The following is a 23301-nucleotide window of genomic DNA, read 5'->3' as shown; positions in this document are numbered from 1 at the left end:
TGGTAAATCGAACATCATGCGCGGCACTTAGCGAGGTGAGATATAATTCTACGGAACCGGAGTTATTCGGTTTCGTAGAATTTCTATGTTGTCAAGCATGCGATAAAAACGTCCGGTGGACGTTTTTGAGTAAGTGACAGATGAAAGGTTAGATAATTATGGCAGAGACGAAAAGAGATTATTATGAGGTGCTCGGTGTTGGTAAAGATGCTGATGACGCAGCAATCAAAAAGGCATACCGTGTGCTGGCAAAGAAATATCATCCCGATATGAATCCGGGCGATGCAGAAGCAGAAAAAAAGTTTAAAGAAGCATCAGAAGCCTATGCCGTATTGAGTGATGCGGACAAACGCCGCCAGTATGACCAGTTCGGGCATGCGGCATTTGAAGGCGGCGCCGGCGGAGCGGGTGGTTTCGGCGGTTTTGACTTTAATAGCGCTGATTTCGGCGATATATTTGGGGATATCTTCGGCGATTTGTTTGGCGGAGGCGGAAGAAGAGGAGGACGTGCCAACAATGGTCCTATGAAGGGTGCAAATATTCGTAAAAGTATCCGTATTACATTTGAAGAGGCTGTGTTTGGCTGTGAGAAAGAACTGGATCTGGTATTAAAAGATCCATGTACAACTTGTAATGGTACAGGTGCGAAGCCGGGAACATCACCGGAAACTTGTCCGAAATGCGGCGGAAAAGGACAGGTTGTATTTACATCCCAGTCTTTCTTCGGAACTGTTCAGAATGTGCAGACTTGTCCAAATTGTGGCGGATCTGGTAAGGTGATCAAGGAGAAATGTTCTTCCTGTGCAGGAACAGGATATACCTCCAGCCGAAAGAAGATTCAGGTGTCTATTCCGGCGGGAATTGACAACGGACAGAGTGTACGTATCCGCGAAAAGGGTGAGCCGGGTATAAACGGCGGACCGAGAGGTGATCTGCTTGTAGAAGTGAATGTATCCAGACATCCGATTTTCCAGCGTCAGGATGTACACATTTTCTCAACTGTGTCGATTTCTTTTGCTCAGGCGGCATTGGGCGGCGATGTGAAAGTGCCGACTGTTGACGGCGATGTTATTTATACAGTGAAGCCGGGAACAAAAACCGATACAAAGGTACGCTTAAAAGGCAAGGGAGTTCCGTCACTGAGAAATTCTTCTGTGCGCGGTGACCATTATGTGACGCTGGTAATCCAGACACCGGATAAGCTGAGTGCAGAAGCAAAGGAAGCTCTTCGTAAGTTTGATTTGCTTGCAGGAAACAGTCTGAATCAGGCGACTCCGGAAGATGAAAAAGGGAAGAAGAAAAAAGGATTCATGGATAAGGTAAAAGAAGCATTTGAAGAATAAGAAAAAAAGAGACGGCAGAAATGATACCGTCTCTTTTCTGATACTGTTTACACCCATGGTGTTCACAGCGGAACAAAATTTGATTAAAAATAGAATCCGCCCTTTCACCGAAGGTGAATTTAAAATAGGGCGGATTTAGTGACTATGAAGCGGAAGGATGAATAGTTACAAAAAAGTGATAGAATGGAGATAAGAGATGTCATTTGAAAAGGTAAAGTCATATTTTGATGAACAGGGAATTGGAGATAAGGTACTGCAGTTTGAAAGGTCCAGTGCAACAGTTGCTCTTGCGGCGGCGGCAGTGGGGTGTGAGCCTGCAAAGATTGCAAAAACGATGTCTTTTTATGTGGATGAAGCCCCGGTTCTCATTGTGACTGCAGGAGATACGAAGGTGGACAATAAAAAGTTCAAAGCACATTTCCATCAGAAGGCAAAAATGATTACATATGACGAGGTAGAGGCGGCAACAGGACATGCCCCAGGAGGAGTCTGCCCGTTCGTGCTCAAGGAAGGAATCAAAGTATATTTGGACGAATCTCTGAAACGATTTGATGTAATCTATCCGGCGGCAGGCAGCTCCAACAGCGCCGTGAAGCTGACAATCGATGAAATACAAAAACATACAGGATATATGGAATGGATTGATGTGTGCAAAATTATTGAAATGGATTAACAAATTATAAAAGCACATATCTCAATAGAAGAAAGGTGAATGAAGATGAAAAGCATTTACGATTGTTACACATTAAGCAATGATGTACAAATCCCTTGTCTTGGATATGGAACATATAAAGCAGCAGCGGATGAAAGTGCAGCAGTGATTTGTCTTGCAATTGAAGCCGGATACCGGTATTTTGATACGGCGTCTTTCTACGGAACAGAGAAATATTTAGGAGAGGCGATTCAGGAAAGTGGTATTTCAAGAGAAGAGTTCTTTATCACGTCTAAGGTATGGAAAACAGAGATGGGATATGAGGAAACGAAAGCTGCTTTTGCAAGAACGGTGGAGAATCTGGGAACGGATTATTTAGATTTATACCTGATCCACTGGCCTCTTCCAACGCCGGATTATAAGGATTGGAAAACACTAGATATAGAGACATGGCGGGCAATGGAAGAATTGTACAAGGAAGGGAAAGTTCGTGCGATTGGACTGAGTAATTTCCTGCCCCATCATATCGAAAACCTTTTGGAGAATTGTGAAATTGCTCCTATGGCAGATCAATTGGAGTATCATCCCGGATATACGCAGGAAGCTGCGGTACAGTATTGTAAAGAACATGACATCTGTGTACAGGGATGGAGTCCTATCGGACGGGGAAGAATGTTCGGAGATAAGCTGTTCTTGGAACTGACCGAGAAATATCAGGTATCTCCCGCACAATTGTGTCTTAAGTTTGCTATTCAGAATGGTGTGATCCCGCTGCCAAAGTCCTCTACGATGGAGAGGATGAAGCAGAACCAGGATTTATTTGGTTTTGAGATTTCTAAAGAAGATATGTTTCGTTTGCGGACAATGCCGCAGGCAGGCTGGTCAGGAGAGCATCCGGACAGAGAAAGAGTCTATTAATGTTGATAATAAAAAACGGCAAGCTGTGTCCGGTCGCGCAGGTTTAATTTATCCAGTATTGTACTTAGGTAATTTCGTACAGTACCTTCACTTAAGAATAACTCTGAGGCGATTTCTTTGTTGCTGAGTCCATCGGCGATCAAACGGATGATTTCTAGTTCCCTTTCGCTGATTTCATATGCGGAATAATCAAAAGCTTCTGTATTCTGAATGACATGGGGAATCTTAGCAGCAATTTCATTTCCGAATACGGTCTGCCCAGAATGGACGGCACGCAGAGCGGGCAGAAGACTGGTGTAATCTTGTTTGAGCAGATATCCTTTGGCGCCCAATTTTATTGCTTTTACAATATATTCATCATCAGAGAATGTAGTGAGAAGCAGGATTTTTGCCTCTGGAAATTCTTTTAAAATGATTTCGGAGGCTTCCAGTCCGTTCATTTCTTTCATGCGGATGTCCAAAAGCAGTATGTCAGGATGATGTTTTTGATAAAGAGATATAGCATCTTTACCGTCTGTGCCGACAGCAGATACGGTAATATCTTCATTTGCCTCTAAGATTGTTTTAAGTGCGCCTGATACAAGGACGTCATCATCTACAATTATAATATTCATATCTTGTTCCTCCGGAAGAATTATTGTTTCGGTACGGTGATAAAGATCTTAAACCCTTGTTTCTGTATAATCTGAAATGTTCCATTTAAGCTGCGGATACGCTCTTTCATGTTGGAAAGACCAATACCCGAGCTTTCTTTTGCTGTAGTAACGGAGCCGTTATCTTCAATGCAGAGCTGATACAATGCCGGATGCTCCCGCATGAGAATAGAAACTTTCGCAGCATTGCTGTGCTTTATGATATTGGCAAGCGCTTCCTTGGTAATACTGATAAAACAGTATTTGATATCCTTTGGAAGTTCCTTTCCCATGTCGTAGTTAAGTTGTACCGGGCAGAATGTAAAGTCCGCCACCATTCCGCGAACTGCCTCTTCCAGATTGACTGCTTCGTCATGCAGGTCATGGACACTGGTACGGATGCTGTCCATGGCAGAATTCAGGGAAATATCCAGATTCTCCAGCATAGGAGACAGTTCATCCTGTGTGTTGAGAGTTTTTAACGCTCCAGTCAGCAAAATGGAGCGAGAAAGGACATGCCCCACATTGTCGTGTATTTCCCGGGCGATCCGGTTACGTTCTTTGAGCGTGGCGGCATAAATTTCAAAGTTCTGCATTTCTAACAGTGATTCATTTTTTTCAGTCAGCAAAAGTTCACGTTCCTGACTGTCATCCTTTGTATGATAAAATTTGAGGCTCAGATTCTTATATTCCTGAGTTCGTGTCTGCAGAATCCATGCAGCTGCAAATGCCAGGCAGCCAAAAAATATCTGAATAGCCGTCATGCTGGAACCAAGGATATGATACATATAGAAGACAATTCCCAAAAGTCCGCAGATGAATTGTTTATCCCGAAGCAAAAGGTAGAATATGACCGGGTAAAAGCAGAAACAGACCGGCATAAACAATGCTCCGATAAAATACAGGCAGTTTAAGAATGTTCGGAATGTCCGTGATTCCAGGAAATAACAAGCACAGATAAGTATCGCTGCAAATAAAAATGCAACAACAAGAGATGGTGTGATTTCTGTAAATAATACTGCTGATGAACCAAAAATATACAGCAGGATCAAATCTTGAAAGTATCGCATAGCAGGTTCTCCTTCTTATGTACATGTACATCGTATCATAAAAGAGAAAGACAGGCAAAGAAAAAAAGAAATAATGTAAGATAGGGGAGATGAAATCATATTAAATGAAATTGTTGAAAGACGAAAAGATTGTGGATATACGCAAGGTGTACAGAAATTGTAAGATACGGTGATATGATCTTTAACAGTGGTGCTGATGCTGAACAATTCTTATATTGATGTGGGTTACGTGATGGGATTCGTATTTATAAAGTAATAAAAAAATAATGGAAACATTGTCATGGTAAATATATTTGGAGATATGTGTTTGAAAATAGAAAAATTCATACACATATCTCTTATTTATATAATTATTAAGTAAAAATAAATTTGAGAATTGAGAAAATAAATTGAGGAAAGGAGTGAAATGTGATATATTGAAAGAAAGTTTTTGTTAGGAGGAATTTGATGACTGTATGTTACGATAAACTATGGAAGTTGTTAATAGATAAAAAAATGAAAAAAGTCGATTTAATGCATAAAGCTAGAATCAGCAGTAACGCATTGGCACATCTTGGGAAGGATGAATTTGTTTCAATAGAAGTGATAGGAAAAATATGTATGGTATTGGGTTGTACACCAAATGATATTTTAGATTTTGTTAAATTTGAGGAGAACTAAAAAAATGAAGTTATTGTCATTGTTTTCTGGATGTGGTGGAATGGATATTGGATTTGAAGGGGATTTTTGGTGCCTGAAAAAGTCAATCAATTGCAAATTGCATTCCGATTGGATTCAGGAAGAAGCAGGAGATTGGGTTAGAGTTGCTCCTACAGTATTTGATACGGTTTTTGCTAATGATATTCGCCCAGATGCCAAAGCCGCTTGGGTATCATATTTTAAGCATGAGAAGCCAGACGCAAATGAAATTTATCACTTGGAAAGTATAGTTGATTTAGTTAAAGAAGCAAAATTAGGTAAGAAAGTATTTCCAAGTAATATAGATGTTGTAACAGGAGGATTTCCTTGTCAAGATTTTTCAATAGCTGGAAAAAGGTTAGGATTTAATTCACGGAAAAGTCATTTGGGAGAAAAACTTGACAAAGATGAACCATCAATAGAGAGTCGTGGACAACTTTATATGTGGATGAGGGAAGTAATAAGTATAACTGCTCCTAAGTTGTTTATTGCGGAGAATGTTAAGGGATTAACTAATCTCGAAGATGTAAAAGAGATTATTGAACATGATTTTTCGGAAGCAGGTAATGGGGGCTATTTAGTTGTTCCTGCTAAAGTTTTATATGCTCCGGATTACGGTGTTCCTCAATCAAGAGAAAGAGTTATTTTTTTCGGCTTAAAAAAAAGCGCATTAACCAGAACCGCAAAAAAGGCTTTAAAAGAAAGTGTGATTCCGATAGAGTATGATCCATATCCAATAAAAACGCATGGGGATAATCTTTTTCCAGTTGTAACATGTAATGATGCATTTATAAATCTGGAAGAACCGGAATGCAGTAATGATATATCTCAGAAAAAATATTCTAAAGCTAAATATATGGGGAAACATTGCCAAGGGCAGGTAGAAGTTAAATTGGATGGTGTTGCACCCACTATAAGATCTGAACATCATGGTAACATCGAATTTAGACGGTTGAGTAAAGAACATGGTGGAAAACATGAAGAGGAACTTGTAAATCATTTACAGGAACGTAGATTAACCGTAAGAGAATGTGCTCGAATACAGACATTTCCAGATAATTATCAGTTCATCTTAAAAAAGACGGAGCAAAACAAAGGTGTATCCGCAAGTGAAGCATATAAAATAATAGGTAATGCAGTACCTTGTGTAATGGCTTATAATATAGCTAAAAATCTTGAACAGAAATGGGATATTTATTTTAAGGAGACCGAAAATGATAATTTCAGTTAATTCAAAACCAGATTTGTCAGAATTTAAGGATTTAATGTTAAAAACAGATCAAGTATTAAATGAGGATGCAAAAAAAAGACCGAAATACTATGCAACTCGAGGAGGAAATCCGTTAGAAGATGATGTGAAATCTGCATTAGAGGAGTGTGCCATAGGAACACCGTTTGAGAATACGATTGAGAAAATATCTGGACAAAAATTTCCAGATATTGTTGCCGCTAAATTCTATGGAGTTGAAGTAAAGAGCACCAAAGAGAACCATTGGACTTCAACAGGAAGCAGTATTCTGGAAACAACAAGAGTATCTGACGTTGAAAGAATATACATGACATTTGGAAAACTTGGTGGCAGTTCTGTGGAATTTATTTCTAAACCATATGAAGAATGTTTATATGGGATTGCTGTTACTCATATGCCAAGATATTTGATTAACATGAAATTGAATAAAGGTGATACAATTTTTGATAAAATTGGCATTTCGTATGATGAGTTACGACAGATGGAAAATCCTATTGCCCCAGTCTCTAAATATTATAGGAGTCAATTAAAGCCGGGGGAGAGACTTTGGTGGGCGGGAGACGCTGCCGATGAAACAGTTTCCGCAACTATAAGGCTATGGAAAAATGTTCCAACTGATGAAAAAAGAAAATTAACAGTATATGGCTGTGTTAATTATCCAGAAGTATTTGGTGGAGATTATGATAGATATGCATTATGGTTAACTTCGCAGGGAGTGGTTGATCCACATATTAGAGATCAGTTTTCAGCAGGCGGTCAAGAAGAAATGCAAATGTCAAATGGAGAAGTAGTTAAATTCCCGGGAGTATTTCGACGAGTAAAAAATAATGTTGACATTTTCTTACAAGTAATGGCAGATAAGGGAATACCTGTTTTACTTGAAAGATATCCGTCTCGTCATTCTGAATTAGGTAAACGAATATTAGCATGGAGTTCAGCTGTATCAAGAATAACAAATATTAAATATGAAATATCAATGGATGCGTTAGAAACATTTTTTTTCGGACAAGTGAATAAACAGAGCTATGGAATAAATACAGTTATTTGTAAACATTGTGGAAAGACATATGTACAGGAAATAATTTCCCAAGAAGAGGGATTTAGAGAAAAAGATGAAGATATATGTCCATATTGCAATAAATCAAATGGATCAAGTATGGAAAGAGAATTTTTGAATCATAAATTATGATTCGAAGGTGGTATTTTATGGCATACAAAGAAAGGAAACCAGAAGTTACGCATAAGATTATGTCCGCAATTAAATCTAAAGATACCAAACCGGAGTTACTCTTACGAAAAGCCTTATGGAAAAATAAAATACGCTATCAAGTAAATTATAAGAAACTACCAGGTAAACCAGACATTGTTATCACAAAATATAGAATTGCTGTATTTTGTGATGGAGATTTTTGGCACGGACATAATTGGGCGATAAGAGGACTGCAATCATTTGAGGAAGAATTACAAGGCTATTCCGATTATTGGAAGAATAAAATCTTAAAAAATGTGGAGAGAGATAAGAAAAATACCAAATTGTTAAATGCTATGGGATGGAGGGTAATAAGAATATGGGAAAGTGACATAGAAAGAAATCTGGAAGAATGCGTGGAAACAATTAAGGAAGCCATTTTTGATGAGGAAATGCAAAGTGTTAATCTTGATGAAGAATATTACAATTGAATGAATATGGAGAAAATTGATGAAATTATAAAAATACTTCGTACAATAGTTGATACGTCTACATCCAATAAAATCACATTGTTGTCAGTGATTTTATCTGCGATAGCAGTCGACAGTAGTATTTATTTTAGTTATAAAACGTGACAACAGTACATAGAAAATTTAAATCCACTTTTATCATTTCAGTTAGTAGATAATTGTGGTTATTTATTTCTTACAATAAAAAATACTGGTCAGTCTGAGGCTACAGATATAAAAATAAGGGCATTAACCGTATAAAAGTTAGTGCCTTTTGTTTTGCTCATTAGAAAGAATGGCACCGAAAGGCTGAATAGTTACAACTCATTACATTTGTCATATGGATATGATGACAAGCGGCACTTTTGCAAATGCAGAGGATATGCGATACTGTTATCATGAAAAATGAAGGGAGGCAGCATGATGATTCAAATCGAGAATCTTGTGAAGCGGTATGACAATCTGGTGGCGTTGAACCATCTAAATTTGCAAATAGAGGAAGGGGAAATATTCGGTCTGCTGGGGCCGAACGGTTCGGGAAAGACAACGGCGATCAATTGTATGCTGGCGTTGCTGAAATATGATAAAGGAAGCATTCGTATTTTTGGAGAGGAGATGAGTCCGGACAATTATAAGGCAAAACAACAGATTGGAATTGTATTGCAGAATGTGGCTGTATTTGAGGAATTGACAGTGTATGAAAATATTGATTATTTCTGTGGTCTGTACATACAGAATAAAGAAAAGAGAAAAAAGCTGGTGGAAGAAGCCATTCATTTTGTGGGGCTGGAAGAATACAGAAAGGTTCGTCCCAAGAAGCTTTCCGGGGGACTTTTACGGCGGCTTAACATTGCCTGCGGAATCGCCCATAAGCCGCGGTTAATTATTATGGATGAACCTACAGTGGCGGTAGACCCACAGAGCCGAAACCGGATTCTGGAAGGAATTAAAGAACTGAACCAACAGGGAGCAACAATCATATATACGTCTCATTATATGGAAGAGGTGGAACAGATTTGTACGAGGATTGCGATCCTGGACCACGGAAGAGTGATTGCAGTGGGTACAAAGGAAGAACTAAAGAGTATGATTAAAACAGGAGAGACCGTGACTGTAGAAGCAGTTGCGCTGAAACAGGAGCATTTACAGGGGCTGAAAAATCTTCCTTCGGTGTTCGAAGTCCAGTATGAGGAACAGGTACTGACCGTGCGTTGTACAGGTGCAAAGCACAACCTGATCAGGATATTGAACTACTTGCAGGAACGGGAGATAGCATTTGGCAGAGTCTATTCAGAACTGCCTACGCTCAATGATGTATTTCTGGAGATTACAGGGAAACAGTTGAGAGATTAGAGGAGGAAAGAGATGTTTCATTTGATCAAATATAGTATTCGGGTGAAATTAAGAAATTTTGAAACAATTTTCTGGCCCCTGGTGTTTCCTCTTTTGATGGCAACTTTGTTTTACTTTGCATTTGGTCGTATTGAAGAGGCAGATTTTGAAACCGTGCGGACAGCTGTTGTGATGGAAAAGGATTCGAGTGATAAGCTGCAGGAAAATTTAGAAAATATGGTGAAAAGTGAAGGTGAGATTTTCAGAGAGTTTTTGACGGAAATCGAAGAGTCAGAGGAACATTTGATTCAGACAGAGGAGATGACTGAGAAGGAAGCGGAAGCAGCATTGAGAAGGAAAGATATATCCGGCATCTTTTATACAGATGGGGAAATCCGTCTGACTGTTGGAGCAAATGGAATTCCTGAGAGCATTTTACAGTCTCTGCTGGAAAGCTATGAAAATGGAAAACAGACCCTTTTAACTGTAAGGGAAGCCCGCCCGAAAGGGATGTGGGCGGCTATGGAACAGATGTCAAAATATGAAAGTCTGGTAGAACAGGTATCTCTGGGCGGGCGTACAACCAATGGAAATGCACAGTTTTTCTATGCGTTAATTGCCATGGCATGTCTTTACGGGACATTTATAGGGCTTGGTTCTGCACTGTGGCTGCAGGCAGATCTGATGCCGCTGGCAGCACGGAGATGTGCGACTCCTACAAGTAAGCTGGCATTGATTTTATCAGAAATGTGTTCTTCTTTTTTCCTGCATTTTATTAATGTGATGATACTGGTTCTTTATATCCGGTATGTACTGGGGCAGGAATTTGCAGGCTCGCTGCCGGAAATGATGTTGGTTGTACTGGCAGGCTGTATTATTGGTGTATCTATGGGAATCTTCATTGGTAGTATCAGTAAATTCGGGGAAGGCGTGAAAGTAGCTCTTATGCTTGGCATTTCCATGAGCTGCAGTTTTTTTGCAGGACTGATGAACGGAGACATGAAAAATGTGGTAGAACAACATATTCCGATACTGAACAGGCTTAATCCGGCGGCGGTGGTTGCAGATGCTTTTTACTGCATTAATGTATACGATGACAGAAGCCGGTATTTCCGCAGCCTTATGATTCTCAGTGTAATGGCGGCAGTCTTGTTGGCAGCTTCATTTGTAAAGATAAGGAGAGAACGCTATGACAGTTTATAAAGGATATATGTATGTGGCTAAGAAAAATGCGGGAATGTTTTTGCTGTATCTGCTGATCTTTTTCGGTATTACACTGCTGTTTCAGATGATGAACGGGGATAAGGGAGTCTCTGGATATCAGGCAGAAAGTTTGAAAATTGCAGTTATAGATGAAGACGGCGGAGCGATGGCACAGTCTTTGAAGTCCTATCTGGGAGAAGTCCATGAAGTGATGGAGATGGAAGATGACGCAGCTATGATGCAAGAGAAGATGTATTACAGAGATATAGAGTATGTGGTGCGTATTCCCAAAGACTTTTATCAAGCCTGTATTGTAAATGGAAAAAAACTGAGTGTGACACAGGTGCCCGGTTCTTATACTGCATTTTACGCAGAACAGCAGCTGAACAGTTATCTGAATAATGCCAGGGTTTATGCAGCGGCAGGGTTTACGGAGGAGGAAGCAGCAAAGTCAGCAAGAGCAGCAGCGGTGAATGTAGAACTGCTTGATATTGCCGGGAATGCGGGGAAAATATCTGATTCTCTTTTTTATTTTCGCTATCTTCCGTACCTGTTTTTGGGGGTACTTGGTTATGTGGTCGGCAGTATGGTATCAGCCATGCGCTGCGGAGATTTAAAAATGAGAATGCAGGCATCGGCAGTGCCGCGCAGAAGACAGAGTATTGAAGGGCTGCTGGCATGCGGAACGGTTGCATTGGTTTTGTGGGGGATTGTAGCGGCAGCGGCAGTTCTCTTTTATGGAAAGGAGCTTTCAGGCAATCCGGGCAATCCTTATTATATTCTGAATTCACTGGCACTGCTCTGTGTGGCAGTATCAGTATCCTTTCTAGTGGGGAGTGTATCAAAGGGAATCAATTCCTTAAATGGAATGGTAAATGTAGTATCTCTTGGAATGTGCTTCCTTGGCGGGGCATTTGTGCCGCTTGATGTGATGAGTGCAGGCGTAAAAAAGGCAGCGCAGTTTCTTCCGGTTTATTGGTTTGAACAGGCAAATGATCTGCTTGGCGGTTATGGACTGGATATGGTGAAGGGAAAGGTGCTGCAGGCAGTCGGAATCCAGTTTATATTTGCAGTTGCGTTTGTGTGTATTACATTAGCAGTGGTGAAGAGAAGGAGAACGGTATAGAGGAAAAAATTAGAAAAAAATTGTCTGAAATGTGAAGACTGTGGTATACTTAATTCGCTGGTTATATCAGCAGATAAGAAAAAGAAAGTGTAGGTAAGTAATTATGGCAGAAGAATATAATGGCAGCGGATGTACTGAGGAGTCCTGTTCTGGATGCGCTCATGCAGGCAATTGCAGCAGTAAAAAAAATGATTTGAGAGAGCCGGCTAATCCATACTCTCATGTGAAGAAAGTAATCGCAGTTGTCAGCGGCAAGGGGGGCGTCGGCAAGTCACTCGTGACAGCATCTCTTGCACGTATGCTGAAAGGGAAAGGTTGTAATGTAGGGATTTTGGATGCGGACGTAACAGGTCCGTCTATTCCGAAGATGTACGGTTTACATGAGAAGGCAGCAGGAACAGAACAGGGGATTTATCCATGTCTTGCAAAGGATGGAACAAGAATTATGTCTGTCAATCTGCTTCTGGATGATGAAGATTCACCGGTTATCTGGAGAGGACCGATCATTGCAGGGGTAGTAAAGCAGTTTTGGACAGACGTTATCTGGGACGATCTTGATTATCTGCTTGTAGATATGCCGCCGGGAACAGGTGATGTTCCGTTGACTGTATTCCAGTCTCTTCCGGTAGACGGAATCGTAATTGTGACATCTCCGCAGGATCTGGTGCAGATGATCGTGAAGAAAGCATACAATATGGCGGTTCAGATGAATATTCCAGTCATCGGTCTGGTGGAGAACTACAGTTATGTAAAGTGTCCTGACTGCGGTAAGGAAATCCATGTATTTGGTGAGAGTCATATTGATGATATTGCAAAGGAGCTGGGTGTTCCGGTACTTGGCAAAATGCCGATTGATACAAAGCTGGCAGAGATCGTAGAGGAAGAACGGTTTTACGAGGCAGAGAATCCGTATCTGAAGAATATTGAATTGTAAAAAAGAGTGAAAATTTACTGCAAAGTCCGTAAGAATGTGTGGTGGAAAAATATTTAGGCACAGTTGTAGAGCGATTTACAATTGTGCTTTTTATTAATTTCTTAAAAAAATCCTTGCAATATACCTTACTGGGGTATATAATAATGTTTAAATGAGGTGAAGAAAGTATGAAAGAAACTAAAAAAACGGAACAGAATATAAGTGAGGAAGTAAGCATAACAGAAAGCTGCGAGTCTCAGAATAGCTGCTGTTGTTCTTTTAAGACGAAGGAACGTTCAGACGCGGAGTATAAGAAACTGGTGAATCGTTTGAACCGGATTGAAGGTCAGGTGCGCGGTGTGAAGCATATGCTGGAAAATGATGTCTACTGTACAGAGATTTTGATACAGGTATCAGCAATCAACGCAGCGTTGAACAGTTTTAACAAAATGCTTCTGGCAGAGCATATCCGTACCTGTGTGGCGGAAGATATCCGTCAGGGGAAGGGTGATACAATTGATGAGCTGGTTGCAACATTACAGAAACTGATGAAGTAAAGATCAGAATTTCTATTTGGAATGAGAAGGGGTGATTAATTGGAACAATATAATGTAATAGGAATGAGCTGTGCGGCATGTAGCGCCAGGGTGGAGAAGGCGGTTTCTCAATTAGATGGCGTGGAGAGCTGTACGGTAAGTCTTTTGACCAATTCTATGGGAGTGACAGGAACTGTTTCAGCAGATTCTGTCATTGCAGCTGTGGAAGCGGCAGGATACGGGGCGGCTGTAAAAGGGACAGACACGGAGAAGAAAGACAGGGCAGCCGGCGCGGATGAAGAGATGCTAAAGGATAGAGAGACGCCGGTATTGAAAAAGCGTCTGATTGCTTCGCTTTGTTTTCTAATTCCACTGATGTATTTTTCTATGGGACATATGATGTGGAGTTGGCCGGTTCCGGCATTTCTGGCTGGAAATCATGTTGCGATGGGGTTGATTCAGTTAATATTGACGGGAATGGTGATGGTGATCAACCAGAAATTTTTCATCAGTGGTATGAAGGGGCTGATCCACAAAGCACCGAATATGGATACACTGGTTGCTCTCGGGGCGGGAGCCTCCTTTATCTACAGTACAGTTGCTCTGTTTGCCATGACAGATGCACAGATGAAAATGGACATGGATACAGTGATGTCATGGATGCATGAGTTCTATTTTGAATCGGCAGCGATGATACTGACATTAATCACAGTCGGTAAGATGCTGGAAGCTCATTCCAAGGGGAAGACAACGGATGCGTTGAAAAGTCTGATGAAGCTGGCTCCTAAGACGGCTGTTGTTGTAAGAGATGGTATAGAGCAGGAAGTACCCATTGAGCAGGTGAAGAAGGGTGAGATATTTTTGGTGCGTCCGGGAGAAAATATTCCGGTAGATGGTATCGTATTAGAAGGCAGCAGTGCGGTAAATGAAGCGGCTCTTACAGGAGAGAGCATTCCGGTGGATAAGGAAATCGGGGATGCAGTCTCAGCGGCAACTTTGAATCAGTCCGGTTTTTTGAAATGCGAGGCAACAAGAGTTGGTGAGGATACTACGCTTTCACAGATTATTCAGATGGTCAGTGATGCGGCGGCAACCAAAGCACCCATTGCAAAAGTGGCAGATAAAGTGTCGGGTGTGTTTGTTCCTGTTGTTATCAGCATTGCAGCAGTCACGATCCTTGTCTGGCTGCTGATGGGAGAGAGCGTTGGATTTGCATTGGCAAGGGGAATTTCTGTACTGGTGATCAGTTGTCCTTGTGCGCTTGGTCTGGCAACTCCGGTTGCAATTATGGTAGGAAACGGAATGGGTGCTAAGAACGGCATTATGTTCAAAACAGCGGTGTCTCTCGAAGAAACCGGTAAAATGGAGATCGTGGCACTGGATAAGACTGGAACGATTACAAGCGGAGATCCGAAGGTGACAGATATTATTCCTGTGGAGAATGTAACGGAAGAAGAACTTCTTAAGCTTGCCTATGCATTGGAGCAAAAGAGTGAACATCCGCTGGCTGGAGCTATTCTGATGGAAGCGGCAAAGCGGGGGCTTGAAGCAAAAGAAGTAATTGATTTTCAGGCTGTTCCAGGCAACGGACTGACAGCCCGGTTACAGATGGCAGGACAGGAACAGCTAAGTGGCGGTGAGGCAGATTCCATAATACTTCGCGGTGGTAATTTGAAATTTATCAGCGATCGTACAAAAGTACCGGAAGAAATCAAATCCATTTCAGAGCAGCTGGCAGAAGAAGGCAAAACGCCATTGTTCTTCAGCCGGGACAATGAATTAATTGGAATTATTGCAGTTGCGGATGTGATAAAAGAAGACAGTCCGCGGGCAGTCAGAGAACTGCAGAATATGGGAATCCATGTTGTTATGCTGACCGGAGATAATGAACGTACTGCCAAAGCCATCGGTAAACAAGCTGGTGTAGATGAAGTAATTGCCGGGGTACTGCCGGAAGGCAAGGAGAGTGTAATCCGTTCCCTGAAACAAAAAGGAAAAGTAGCCATGGTAGGCGATGGGATCAATGATGCGCCTGCGCTGACAAGGGCAGATATGGGAATTGCCATTGGAGCAGGTACGGATATTGCTATTGACGCAGCAGATGTAGTATTGATGAAGAGCCGTCTAAGTGATGTGCCTGCGGCGATTCGTATGAGTCGTGCAACATTGCGGAATATTCATGAGAATTTATTCTGGGCATTTATATACAATGCGATCGGAATCCCGTTGGCAGCAGGTCTGTTTTATCCTATATTTGGGTGGAAACTGAATCCTATGTTCGGAGCGGCGGCTATGAGCCTGTCAAGCTTCTGTGTGGTATCAAATGCACTGCGTCTGAATTGGTTTAAGCTTCACGATGCGGGCAGAGATAAAAGCATAAAAGTAAAATCTAAAAAGAAACAGGAGGAAATAACTATGACAAAGACAATGAAGATCGAAGGAATGATGTGTGGTCACTGTGAAGCGGCAGTAAAGAAAGCGTTAGAGGCACTTGCAGAGGTTGATGCGGCAGAAGTAAGCCATGAAACAGGAACTGCCGTTATTACACTGAATGCAGAGCTTGCGGATGAAGTATTGAAGAAAACGGTAGAAGACAAAGATTATAAAGTGCTTTCTGTTGAGTAAGAAAGAGATAACATTTGTAATATTACCAGACCGATTAAAAATATGATATATTAAGAGTATGGAGAAATAGAATCCACCCTTTCACTGCAGGTGAACTTAGTATGGGGGATTCTATTTTTCGATTACTCTCTTTTCCTATTGTTAACATATTTTTCTTTACATTTCAATGACAAAGTGATATCATTATGATATCGAAAGATAACAAAATAAGGAGGCGGGAAGAGAGATGCTTACGATTCAAAATTTAACGAAAACATATAAAGGCGGCAAGATGGCAGTGGATGACTTGAATCTACATGTAGAGGCGGGAGATATCTATGGATTTATCGGTCACAACGGCGCAGGAAAGACAACTACCATCAAGTGTATTGTGGGAATCCATGATTTTGAAAAGGGTGAGGTTCTTGTGGACAATATTTCTGTAAAGGAGAATCCTCTTGGCTGTAAAGAGATTCTTGCGTATATTCCGGATAATCCAGACCTGTATGAATATCTGACAGGAATCCAGTATCTGAATTTTATTGCGGATATTTTCCATATTGGGAAGAAAGAGCGGGAGGAACGGATTGCGAAAGAAGCAGACGATTTTGAGCTTACTAGTGCGCTGGGAGATCTGATTTCTTCTTATTCACATGGAATGAAACAGAAGCTTGCGATTATCGGTGCATTGATTCATCGTCCGAAGCTGATGGTGCTGGATGAACCTTTTGTGGGACTGGATCCGAAGGCGACTCTTGTCCTGAAGAATAAAATGCACCGGATGTGCGAGGAAGGTTCAGCCATTTTCTTTTCAACGCATGTGCTTGATGTGGCAGAAAGACTTTGCAATAAAGTGGCGATTATAAAGCAGGGAAGGCTGATCGCGTCCGGGGCAACTGCGGATCTGACGAAGGGAGACTCTCTGGAATCTGTATTTATGGAGGTGGTGACAGATGCTGCATCAAATTAAATGTCTGACAGCAATTCAGCTTTGTAATATCTGCGGACTGAATATAGTGCGCCATGGGAAAGATAAATCAAAACGCATGCGTTTTATCGGCATGGGAATTGTCTATGTGATTTTGATGCTTGCATTGTTTGGATATATCAGTGCATTTACGATAGGAATGGTTTCGCTGGGAATTGGAGAAGTGGTTCCTTATTACTTGTATATGATCGTCAGTCTCGTTATCCTTTGCTTTTCTTTTTTTAAAGCGGCAAATATAATTTTTCAGATAAACACATATGAGATTCAGATTTCACTTCCGGTGAGTAAGGCTGCGATTGTTACGAGCCGTTTTCTGACGATGTATGTAACAGATCTGTTGATCAGTATGGCTGTTATAATTCCGGGCGGAATTCTCTACGGGATTTTGATGAAGCCATCTTTTGGCTTTTATATTTGGGGGATCATAGGAATGCTGTTTCTGCCATGCATTCCGCTGACGATCGCAACGGCGGCAGGCTCTCTGATTTTTGCAATAAGTTCAAGAATGCGGTATAAAAATCTGGTAAATATTCTGTTGTCAATAGGACTGATCGTTGCCATACTTGGCGTGAATTTTGGAATAGCCGGTTATCAGGAAAGTCTGGAACAGATTGATCTGACGATGCTCCGTAATCTGGCAGTGATGGCAATTGAACAGATTCAGAAGATTTATCCGCCTGCGGGGTGGTTTGGAAATTCTGTCTTGGGCAATAACTTGGCGCAAGGCGGAATGTTGATTGGAGTTTCGCTTATATTTGCAGGAATATTGCTTGCAATATTGCAGAAATTCTTTATAGTCATTTGTAGTGCGTTAAATGCGACTGCCGCAAAAAATAATTATAAAATGGGAAGTCTTTCCGCAAGTTCTGCAATGAAAGCGCTCTGGAAACGAGAAATAAAACGGTATTTTGCTTCTTCAGTATATGTGGTGAATACAATTGTGGGATATATTCTGGCTTTGATGATGACTGTTGCACTATGGGTCTTGGGCGGAAAAAATGTATTAGAAATGTTGGACCTTCCGGCAGAGTGGAATATACTTCTCGTATTGCCATTTGTGCTGTCCATGGTGGGAAATCTGATGCCCATGAGCTCTTGTTCTATTTCCATGGAAGGAAAGCAGTGGTGGCTGGCACAGACGCTTCCGATCACCATGAAACAGATATTGGACGGAAAGATTTTGGCAAATCTGAGTATTGCATTTCCGTTTTTTGCAGTAGCGGAGGTATTTGCATTTCTGGCGGTAAAACCATCTTTAAAAGATGGAATCTGGCTGATCGTGGTTCCGCTTGTGTATACCTTGTTCTTATCGGTGGCAGGACTGACGATAAATCTTGCATTTCCGGTATTTGACTGGGAAAATGAAGTGCGTGTTGTCAAACAAAGCGCTTCTACCATGCTGACCCTTTTGTTGAGTATGATATCTTCCATGATTCCGATCGTATTGCTGATTTTGTTTGGTGATCTTCATATGATTATCAATGCAGCTACAGTAGTGATGATCAGTGCGGCAACACTTGTATTGTATAAAAGGAACCAGAAGGTAACAGTGTAGTAATAAGCCGAAAGGCTGAGTAGTGCACATTGTAAAAAAGAATATTCATAAAATACTGATATGAAAAAGGGAACTGCCGGAACGAAGACAGTTCCTTTTTTCAGTTTGCTCATATTTTCATTTAAATTTAAAACATATTTTACATTTTTTTAAAATTTATGAGCAAACAGTATATAACAGTTGACAATAGTTATAAACTGTTATATACTGTTTATAATGAAGGAGGGATGTCATGAATTTAATTATTAACCATTCTTCAATGCAGCCCATATACGAGCAGATTGTCGGACAGATCAAAGCGAAAATCATGCATGGCGAATTAGAAGAAGGGATAGCGCTCCCTTCTGTCCGGTCACTTGCAAAAGAGCTGAAGGTCAGTGCACTGACCGTAAAAAAAGCGTATGACGCATTGGAAGGGGAAGGATTCGTGAATACTGTACATGGCAAAGGGAGTTTTGTTGCCAGCGCGAATCAGGAACTCATGTTGGAAGAGAAGAGAAAAGAAGTGGAAACCGATTTGGAACTGGCCATCCGAAAAGGAAAAAGCTGCGGCATGAGCTGTGAAGAGCTTCAAGAGTTATTTCAATTGATTTTGGAGGATGAATGAGATGTTGGTTTTAAAAAATATTGAAAAGCATTACAGCAGATTTGATTTAAATTGTTCACTGGAAGTACAGCCGGGCTGTATTACCGGACTGATCGGCAAGAACGGCGCGGGTAAGACGACAGCGTTTAAGGCGGCATTGGGATTGATCCAAAAGGATGGAGGGAGCGCTGAGATCCTGGGGAAACCGGTGGAGAAGCTGGATGTGGATGCTCGGCGGCAGATGGGGGTGGTTTTGGCAGATTCTGGATTCAGCGGTTATCTGATGGTTAAAGATGTGATTCAGGTCATGAATAGCCTGTACCCGACCTTTCAGAAGGAAGAATTTGTACGGAATTGTGAACGGTTCCAGCTCCCGATGGATAAGAAAATAAAAGAGTTTTCCACGGGTATGAAACGAAAATTACAATTTCTGACTGCTATTTCCCACAATGCGAAGCTTCTGATACTGGATGAGCCGACTTCCGGAATGGATGTGATCGCCAGAGAGGAGCTTCTGGATCTCCTTCGGGAATATATGGAATATGGAGAGCGCGCAATCCTGATCAGCTCACATATTTCCAGTGATCTGGAAGGGTTGTGCGACGATCTGTATATGATTGACAACGGCAGAATCATTATGCATGAGGAGACAGATATACTGCTGGGTAATTATGCCGTGCTGAAGGTAACAAAAGAACAGTATGAAAAGCTGGACAGGAAATATCTGCTGCGATGCAGGGAGGAAAAATTCGGGTATAGCTGCCTGACGGCACAAAGGCAATATTATCAGGAAAATTATCCGGAGATTGAATTGGAAAAGGGTAATATTGATGAAGTAATGACAATGATGATCGGAGGGAAAATGGCATGAAAGGAATGATGATAAAGGATTTTGATCTGCTAAAATCACAGAAGTCTTTTTTTCTGGCGGCAGGTTTTTTTGTAGTATTTTTTTTGGGGGTTACAGAACAGTATCAGTTTGCAATCTCCTACTTAACTATTATGTGCGGGCTTATTGCTCTGGTTACCATATCCTATGATGAATATGACAATGGATTTCCGTTTTTATTTACAATGCCGATCAGCCGGAAGGAATATGTGAAAGGAAAATATGTATTTTATATACTGATATCTGCTCTTGGGTGGATGCTTTCTCTGCTGCTTGGCATTGGAACTGTCATTATACGAGGAGGAGAGAAAGAAGAGATTATGATCCTTTTCTTTACAGCGGCGGGAGCGCTGGGAATAGGAATGTTAATAGGAGCAGTGGCCGTCCCGATACAGTTCAAGTTTGGCTCTGATAAGCGCCAGATTGCAATTATCGCCAGCTTTGCGGTGGTTTTTGTGGTTGTGTACCTTGGAGAAAAGCTGATGGAAATCGGAGGGATCGAAACATCAGAGATAATGATAAGCCTGAGTAAGATTCCTATGGGAATGTGGGCAGCACTGGGGACGGCGGCTGTAATTGTACTTGTTTTGATTTCTTACTTGATATCAGTTCGGATCATGGACAAAAAAGAATTTTAAAAAGGAAATTTATAAAAACAGGACATAGGGACATCTTCTTTATGGAGGATGCTCCCTATGCCCTGTTTTTTAACGTAAAATTAGTAGTAACAGTTCAGCATAGGGGCTGCCGCACTAAGAGTATTAGTGCACAGCTCCTTTTCTCCACAAAAAAACCTGCTAACAAAAGTCAAGCGTTTTCTTGAAAATTTTTAATTATTTCAAATTGAGATGATTTAGGCATCCTAAAAAGGCTGGTTTCTATTTGCCAGCCTATATGCCTTTATTCAGGATATTTTCTTTATGAATACAATTCGTTTACTCTTGCATAATAAATCCTCAAAAACTTATTTAATCCAGCGATTTTAGCAAGTTTCTTACTCTTCCCTTTAGATTCTTTTTTCAAAATATACCGATAGACTGCGTCATCCTCTGGCTCCTTATGACTCTTCAAAACTCTCATTACCTCATATCCAACTTTCCTAAGAGTAGAAGACCCCCTTTTAGTTATCCTCCGATTACTTCCAACGAATTGACCGGATTCGTATGGCGGCGGATCAATGCCGGCATATGCTGTGAGTGCTTTTGCACTATGGAATCTTCTTACATCACCAATCTCTGCTATAAGTTTTGGCGCAAGAACATCCCCTACCCCTCCCATAGCCCGCACAGTTGAATATTCAGGTACTGAATCGGTTACAATACACTGGACAGATTTTTTAAGGGCATATACAATGAATCTATATGAAGAAAGGAAATTTAATTATGTCCGAGAAAAAGCAACCTAGACCACGGCGTTCTTATACGCCAGAATTTAAACAGCAACTTGTAGATTTATATCATAGTGGCAAACGCAAATGCGACATTGTACGTGAATACGATATTGCCAAATCACTCCTGGATAAATGGATTGCCCAGGCAGACAATTCCGGATCCTTTAAGGAAAAGGATAATCGTACGCCGGAACAACAGGAGCTGATTGAACTTCGTAAGCAGAACCGGCAACTGAAAATGGAAAACGATATTTTAAAACAAGCGGCGCTGATCTTAGGACGAAAGTAAATGTGATCAAAGCAAATGTTCACAAATACTCTGTGTCAGTAATGTGTAAAGTCCTACAAGTTCCGAGAAGTACTTATTATTATGAAGCCAAGCAGAAAACAGATGAATCTGAATTAACTGCAGCCGTAATTGACATATTTAAAGCCAGTCGTAACAATTACGGAACCCGCAAAATAAAGCAGGAATTAAGTAAGAGAGATATGATTGTATCACGCCGTCGTATCAGTCGAATCATGAAGCAGGAAGGGCTTGTATCAACATATACAACCGCTCAGTTCCGTCCGCAGAAGGATACCTGCAATGAGTCTAAAATAGCAAATGTTGTAAATCGAGAATTCGAGGAACAACCATATCGAAACGTAGTAGTAAGTGATTTAACATATGTCCGGGTTGGAATGAACTGGAATTACATATGTGTACTTGTGGACCTCTTTAACCGGGAAATCATAGGATACAGTGCAGGTCCACACAAAACGGCAGCTTTTGTAAAACAAGCATTCATGACAGTAAACGAAAGCCTGGATAAGATCAATATTTTTCATAGTGATCGTGGAAACGAATTCAAAAATCAACTAATAGAAGAAACTTTGGAAACATTTGCAATCACCAGATCATTAAGTCACAAGGGATGCCCATACGATAATGCAGTTGCGGAAGCAACTTTTAAAATCATCAAAACTGAATTGGTAAAAAATCAAACATTTGCGAATTTGGACATGTTAAAACTGCAACTTGCTGATTATGTGAATTGGTTTAACAATCATAGAATTCATTCTTCGCTCGGGTATCTAACACCAGTCGAGTATCGAATGAATAACCTTAAAAAAGTTGTTTAGTTTACTGTTGACAATCCATACCGTCTTTGCAAGTTCCTGCATTCGTGCTAAGATATGGGATAAGGAACTGTCAATGGTCCTTAATACTGATACTGCCTCCCGTACTAACATTTTGGTCAATGGAGTACTGGAAGACAGTGTAGGAATACCATTAGATGCCAATTCATAGATTTCTGTTGCTTTGGATTGGCTCTGATGGTATTTCCTTTCCCGTGCCCACTCCATGTAAGCAGACAGGAAATCTTCCCTGCTCATAGAAGTGATCGTATCAAAATGCCAGAACACATCTACGAAATCACTGAGTTTATCTTTGTTATTCGCTTCATTCCAGCTTTTCAATAACTTTTTGATTCCAGGCATTGTATAGTCCAAGACATGTATCAATTCTTGAAGAGCCCTTACATGCTGCTCCATGTAATGCCGGTATCGGCGGCCTAAGAGTTTTAATTCAGCATATATTTCTTCATTACTTTCGTATTTTTTCATTGCATAAGGATTCACAACCGCTATGAAATAACCTTTCTCCTGAAAGAAAGTAAGAACCGGGAGATGATAAATCCCTGTCGCTTCCATCACAATCCGGATTTCTCCATCCAGCCGCTGAAGAAGTTCTGCTAACGATTCCAATTCCTTTTCCACATGCATGACTTCAAATGGACTGCATACAATCTCTCCATATGGTTTAAGAATACAGACCGTACTCTTCCCCTTTGAAACATCAATTTCTACACTTACCATTCTATGACCACTCATCATTAAAGAGTAGCAAAATAGTGTGGCAACAGTATATCTATAGGGTGTACTGGTGTCTTTT

At 40.9% G+C, this 23301-nt stretch carries 21 protein-coding genes and 2 pseudogenes; 19 read left to right on the top strand and 4 right to left on the bottom strand.

The genetic code is table 11. The features are described from left to right. Nucleotides 1-158: 158 nt before the first annotated feature. The 3 genes from dnaJ to NFS18_RS08875 all read left to right on the top strand — a co-directional run bounded on the left by dnaJ (nucleotide 159) and on the right by NFS18_RS08875 (nucleotide 2913). Complete coding sequence (gene dnaJ, locus NFS18_RS08885; protein WP_251389705.1) at nucleotides 159-1343, top strand: molecular chaperone DnaJ; 1185 nt, start codon at nucleotides 159-161, stop codon at nucleotides 1341-1343. A gap of 196 nt (nucleotides 1344-1539) precedes the next feature. Next, nucleotides 1540-2016 (top strand): YbaK/EbsC family protein, encoded by a 477-nt coding sequence (locus NFS18_RS08880; RefSeq protein WP_251389704.1) that lies wholly within the window; start codon nucleotides 1540-1542, stop codon nucleotides 2014-2016. Nucleotides 2017-2061: 45 nt separating this feature from the next. After that, complete coding sequence (locus NFS18_RS08875) at nucleotides 2062-2913, top strand: aldo/keto reductase (protein WP_251389722.1); 852 nt, start codon at nucleotides 2062-2064, stop codon at nucleotides 2911-2913. Here the strand turns inward: NFS18_RS08875 and NFS18_RS08870 are convergent. Both NFS18_RS08870 and NFS18_RS08865 read right to left on the bottom strand, forming a co-directional pair. Further along, entirely contained in the window at nucleotides 2910-3527 is a 618-nt protein-coding gene (locus NFS18_RS08870) for a response regulator (RefSeq protein WP_251389703.1), read from the bottom strand. The two genes, NFS18_RS08875 and NFS18_RS08870, sit on opposite strands and share 4 nt — an antisense overlap. A gap of 20 nt (nucleotides 3528-3547) precedes the next feature. Then, nucleotides 3548-4615 (bottom strand): sensor histidine kinase, encoded by a 1068-nt coding sequence (locus NFS18_RS08865; RefSeq protein WP_251389702.1) that lies wholly within the window; start codon nucleotides 4613-4615, stop codon nucleotides 3548-3550. A 447-nt stretch (nucleotides 4616-5062) separates the two neighbouring features. On the opposite strand from NFS18_RS08865, the gene NFS18_RS08860 reads away from it, so the two are divergent. The 15 genes from NFS18_RS08860 (at nucleotide 5063) to NFS18_RS08790 (ending at nucleotide 20610) form a co-directional block, all read left to right on the top strand. After that, nucleotides 5063-5275 (top strand): helix-turn-helix domain-containing protein, encoded by a 213-nt coding sequence (locus tag NFS18_RS08860; RefSeq protein WP_251389701.1) that lies wholly within the window; start codon nucleotides 5063-5065, stop codon nucleotides 5273-5275. A 4-nt stretch (nucleotides 5276-5279) separates the two neighbouring features. Next, nucleotides 5280-6524, top strand: a complete 1245-nt coding sequence (locus tag NFS18_RS08855; RefSeq protein WP_251389700.1) for a DNA cytosine methyltransferase — start codon at nucleotides 5280-5282, stop codon at nucleotides 6522-6524. Then, a complete protein-coding gene (locus NFS18_RS08850) occupies nucleotides 6508-7731 on the top strand; it encodes a hypothetical protein (RefSeq protein ID WP_251389699.1) in 1224 nt (407 codons plus the stop codon). The genes NFS18_RS08855 and NFS18_RS08850 overlap by 17 nt, the downstream gene beginning before the upstream one ends. 17 nt (nucleotides 7732-7748) lie before the next feature. Beyond that, nucleotides 7749-8222, top strand: a complete 474-nt coding sequence (locus NFS18_RS08845; RefSeq protein ID WP_251389698.1) for a very short patch repair endonuclease — start codon at nucleotides 7749-7751, stop codon at nucleotides 8220-8222. A 441-nt stretch (nucleotides 8223-8663) separates the two neighbouring features. Further along, nucleotides 8664-9593 (top strand): ABC transporter ATP-binding protein, encoded by a 930-nt coding sequence (locus NFS18_RS08840; protein WP_251389721.1) that lies wholly within the window; start codon nucleotides 8664-8666, stop codon nucleotides 9591-9593. A gap of 12 nt (nucleotides 9594-9605) precedes the next feature. After that, entirely contained in the window at nucleotides 9606-10775 is a 1170-nt protein-coding gene (locus tag NFS18_RS08835) for an ABC transporter permease (protein WP_251389697.1), read from the top strand. Further along, a complete protein-coding gene (locus NFS18_RS08830) occupies nucleotides 10762-11901 on the top strand; it encodes an ABC transporter permease (RefSeq protein ID WP_251389696.1) in 1140 nt (379 codons plus the stop codon). Before NFS18_RS08835 ends, NFS18_RS08830 begins: the two co-directional genes overlap by 14 nt. 103 nt (nucleotides 11902-12004) lie before the next feature. After that, nucleotides 12005-12835 (top strand): Mrp/NBP35 family ATP-binding protein, encoded by an 831-nt coding sequence (locus tag NFS18_RS08825; protein ID WP_251389695.1) that lies wholly within the window; start codon nucleotides 12005-12007, stop codon nucleotides 12833-12835. A gap of 167 nt (nucleotides 12836-13002) precedes the next feature. After that, entirely contained in the window at nucleotides 13003-13371 is a 369-nt protein-coding gene (locus NFS18_RS08820) for a metal-sensing transcriptional repressor (protein WP_251389694.1), read from the top strand. A gap of 39 nt (nucleotides 13372-13410) precedes the next feature. After that, the gene (locus NFS18_RS08815; protein WP_251389693.1) at nucleotides 13411-15975 is read left to right on the top strand and encodes a heavy metal translocating P-type ATPase; all 2565 of its coding nucleotides are present in this window, start codon (nucleotides 13411-13413) and stop codon (nucleotides 15973-15975) included. Nucleotides 15976-16201: 226 nt separating this feature from the next. Continuing rightward, nucleotides 16202-16924, top strand: coding sequence for an ABC transporter ATP-binding protein (locus tag NFS18_RS08810; RefSeq protein ID WP_251389692.1), 723 nt, complete (start codon nucleotides 16202-16204; stop codon nucleotides 16922-16924). Further along, entirely contained in the window at nucleotides 16908-18497 is a 1590-nt protein-coding gene (locus tag NFS18_RS08805; protein ID WP_251389691.1) for a hypothetical protein, read from the top strand. The genes NFS18_RS08810 and NFS18_RS08805 overlap by 17 nt, the downstream gene beginning before the upstream one ends. A gap of 232 nt (nucleotides 18498-18729) precedes the next feature. Continuing rightward, the gene (locus tag NFS18_RS08800) at nucleotides 18730-19104 is read left to right on the top strand and encodes a GntR family transcriptional regulator (RefSeq protein ID WP_251389690.1); all 375 of its coding nucleotides are present in this window, start codon (nucleotides 18730-18732) and stop codon (nucleotides 19102-19104) included. A 1-nt stretch (nucleotide 19105) separates the two neighbouring features. Beyond that, nucleotides 19106-19954, top strand: coding sequence for an ABC transporter ATP-binding protein (locus NFS18_RS08795; RefSeq protein ID WP_251389689.1), 849 nt, complete (start codon nucleotides 19106-19108; stop codon nucleotides 19952-19954). Continuing rightward, nucleotides 19951-20610: an ABC-2 transporter permease gene (locus NFS18_RS08790; protein WP_251389688.1), complete on the top strand. Its 660-nt coding sequence runs from the start codon at nucleotides 19951-19953 to the stop codon at nucleotides 20608-20610. Before NFS18_RS08795 ends, NFS18_RS08790 begins: the two co-directional genes overlap by 4 nt. Nucleotides 20611-20890: 280 nt before the next feature. Here NFS18_RS08790 and NFS18_RS08785 read toward each other — a convergent pair. Continuing rightward, nucleotides 20891-21280 (bottom strand): annotated as a pseudogene (locus tag NFS18_RS08785) (IS110 family transposase); the annotation flags it as partial. Between the two features lie 74 nt (nucleotides 21281-21354). On the opposite strand from NFS18_RS08785, the gene NFS18_RS08780 reads away from it, so the two are divergent. Then, a protein-coding gene (locus NFS18_RS08780) for an IS3 family transposase (protein WP_251389687.1) occupies nucleotides 21355-22487 on the top strand; the annotation gives its coding sequence in 2 pieces (ribosomal slippage) (nucleotides 21355-21622 and nucleotides 21622-22487; 1134 coding nt in all). An 18-nt stretch (nucleotides 22488-22505) separates the two neighbouring features. Here NFS18_RS08780 and NFS18_RS08775 read toward each other — a convergent pair. Next, a pseudogene (locus tag NFS18_RS08775) lies at nucleotides 22506-23225 on the bottom strand (IS110 family transposase); the annotation flags it as partial. Nucleotides 23226-23301 lie beyond the last annotated feature (76 nt).

The sequence above is a fragment of the Mediterraneibacter agrestimuris genome, from assembly GCF_943193195.1.
GTDB classification, from domain to species: domain Bacteria; phylum Bacillota; class Clostridia; order Lachnospirales; family Lachnospiraceae; genus Schaedlerella; species Schaedlerella agrestimuris.
The sequence above is the reverse complement of the archived record's forward strand: the minus strand, read 5'-3'. Positions and strand labels throughout refer to the sequence as shown.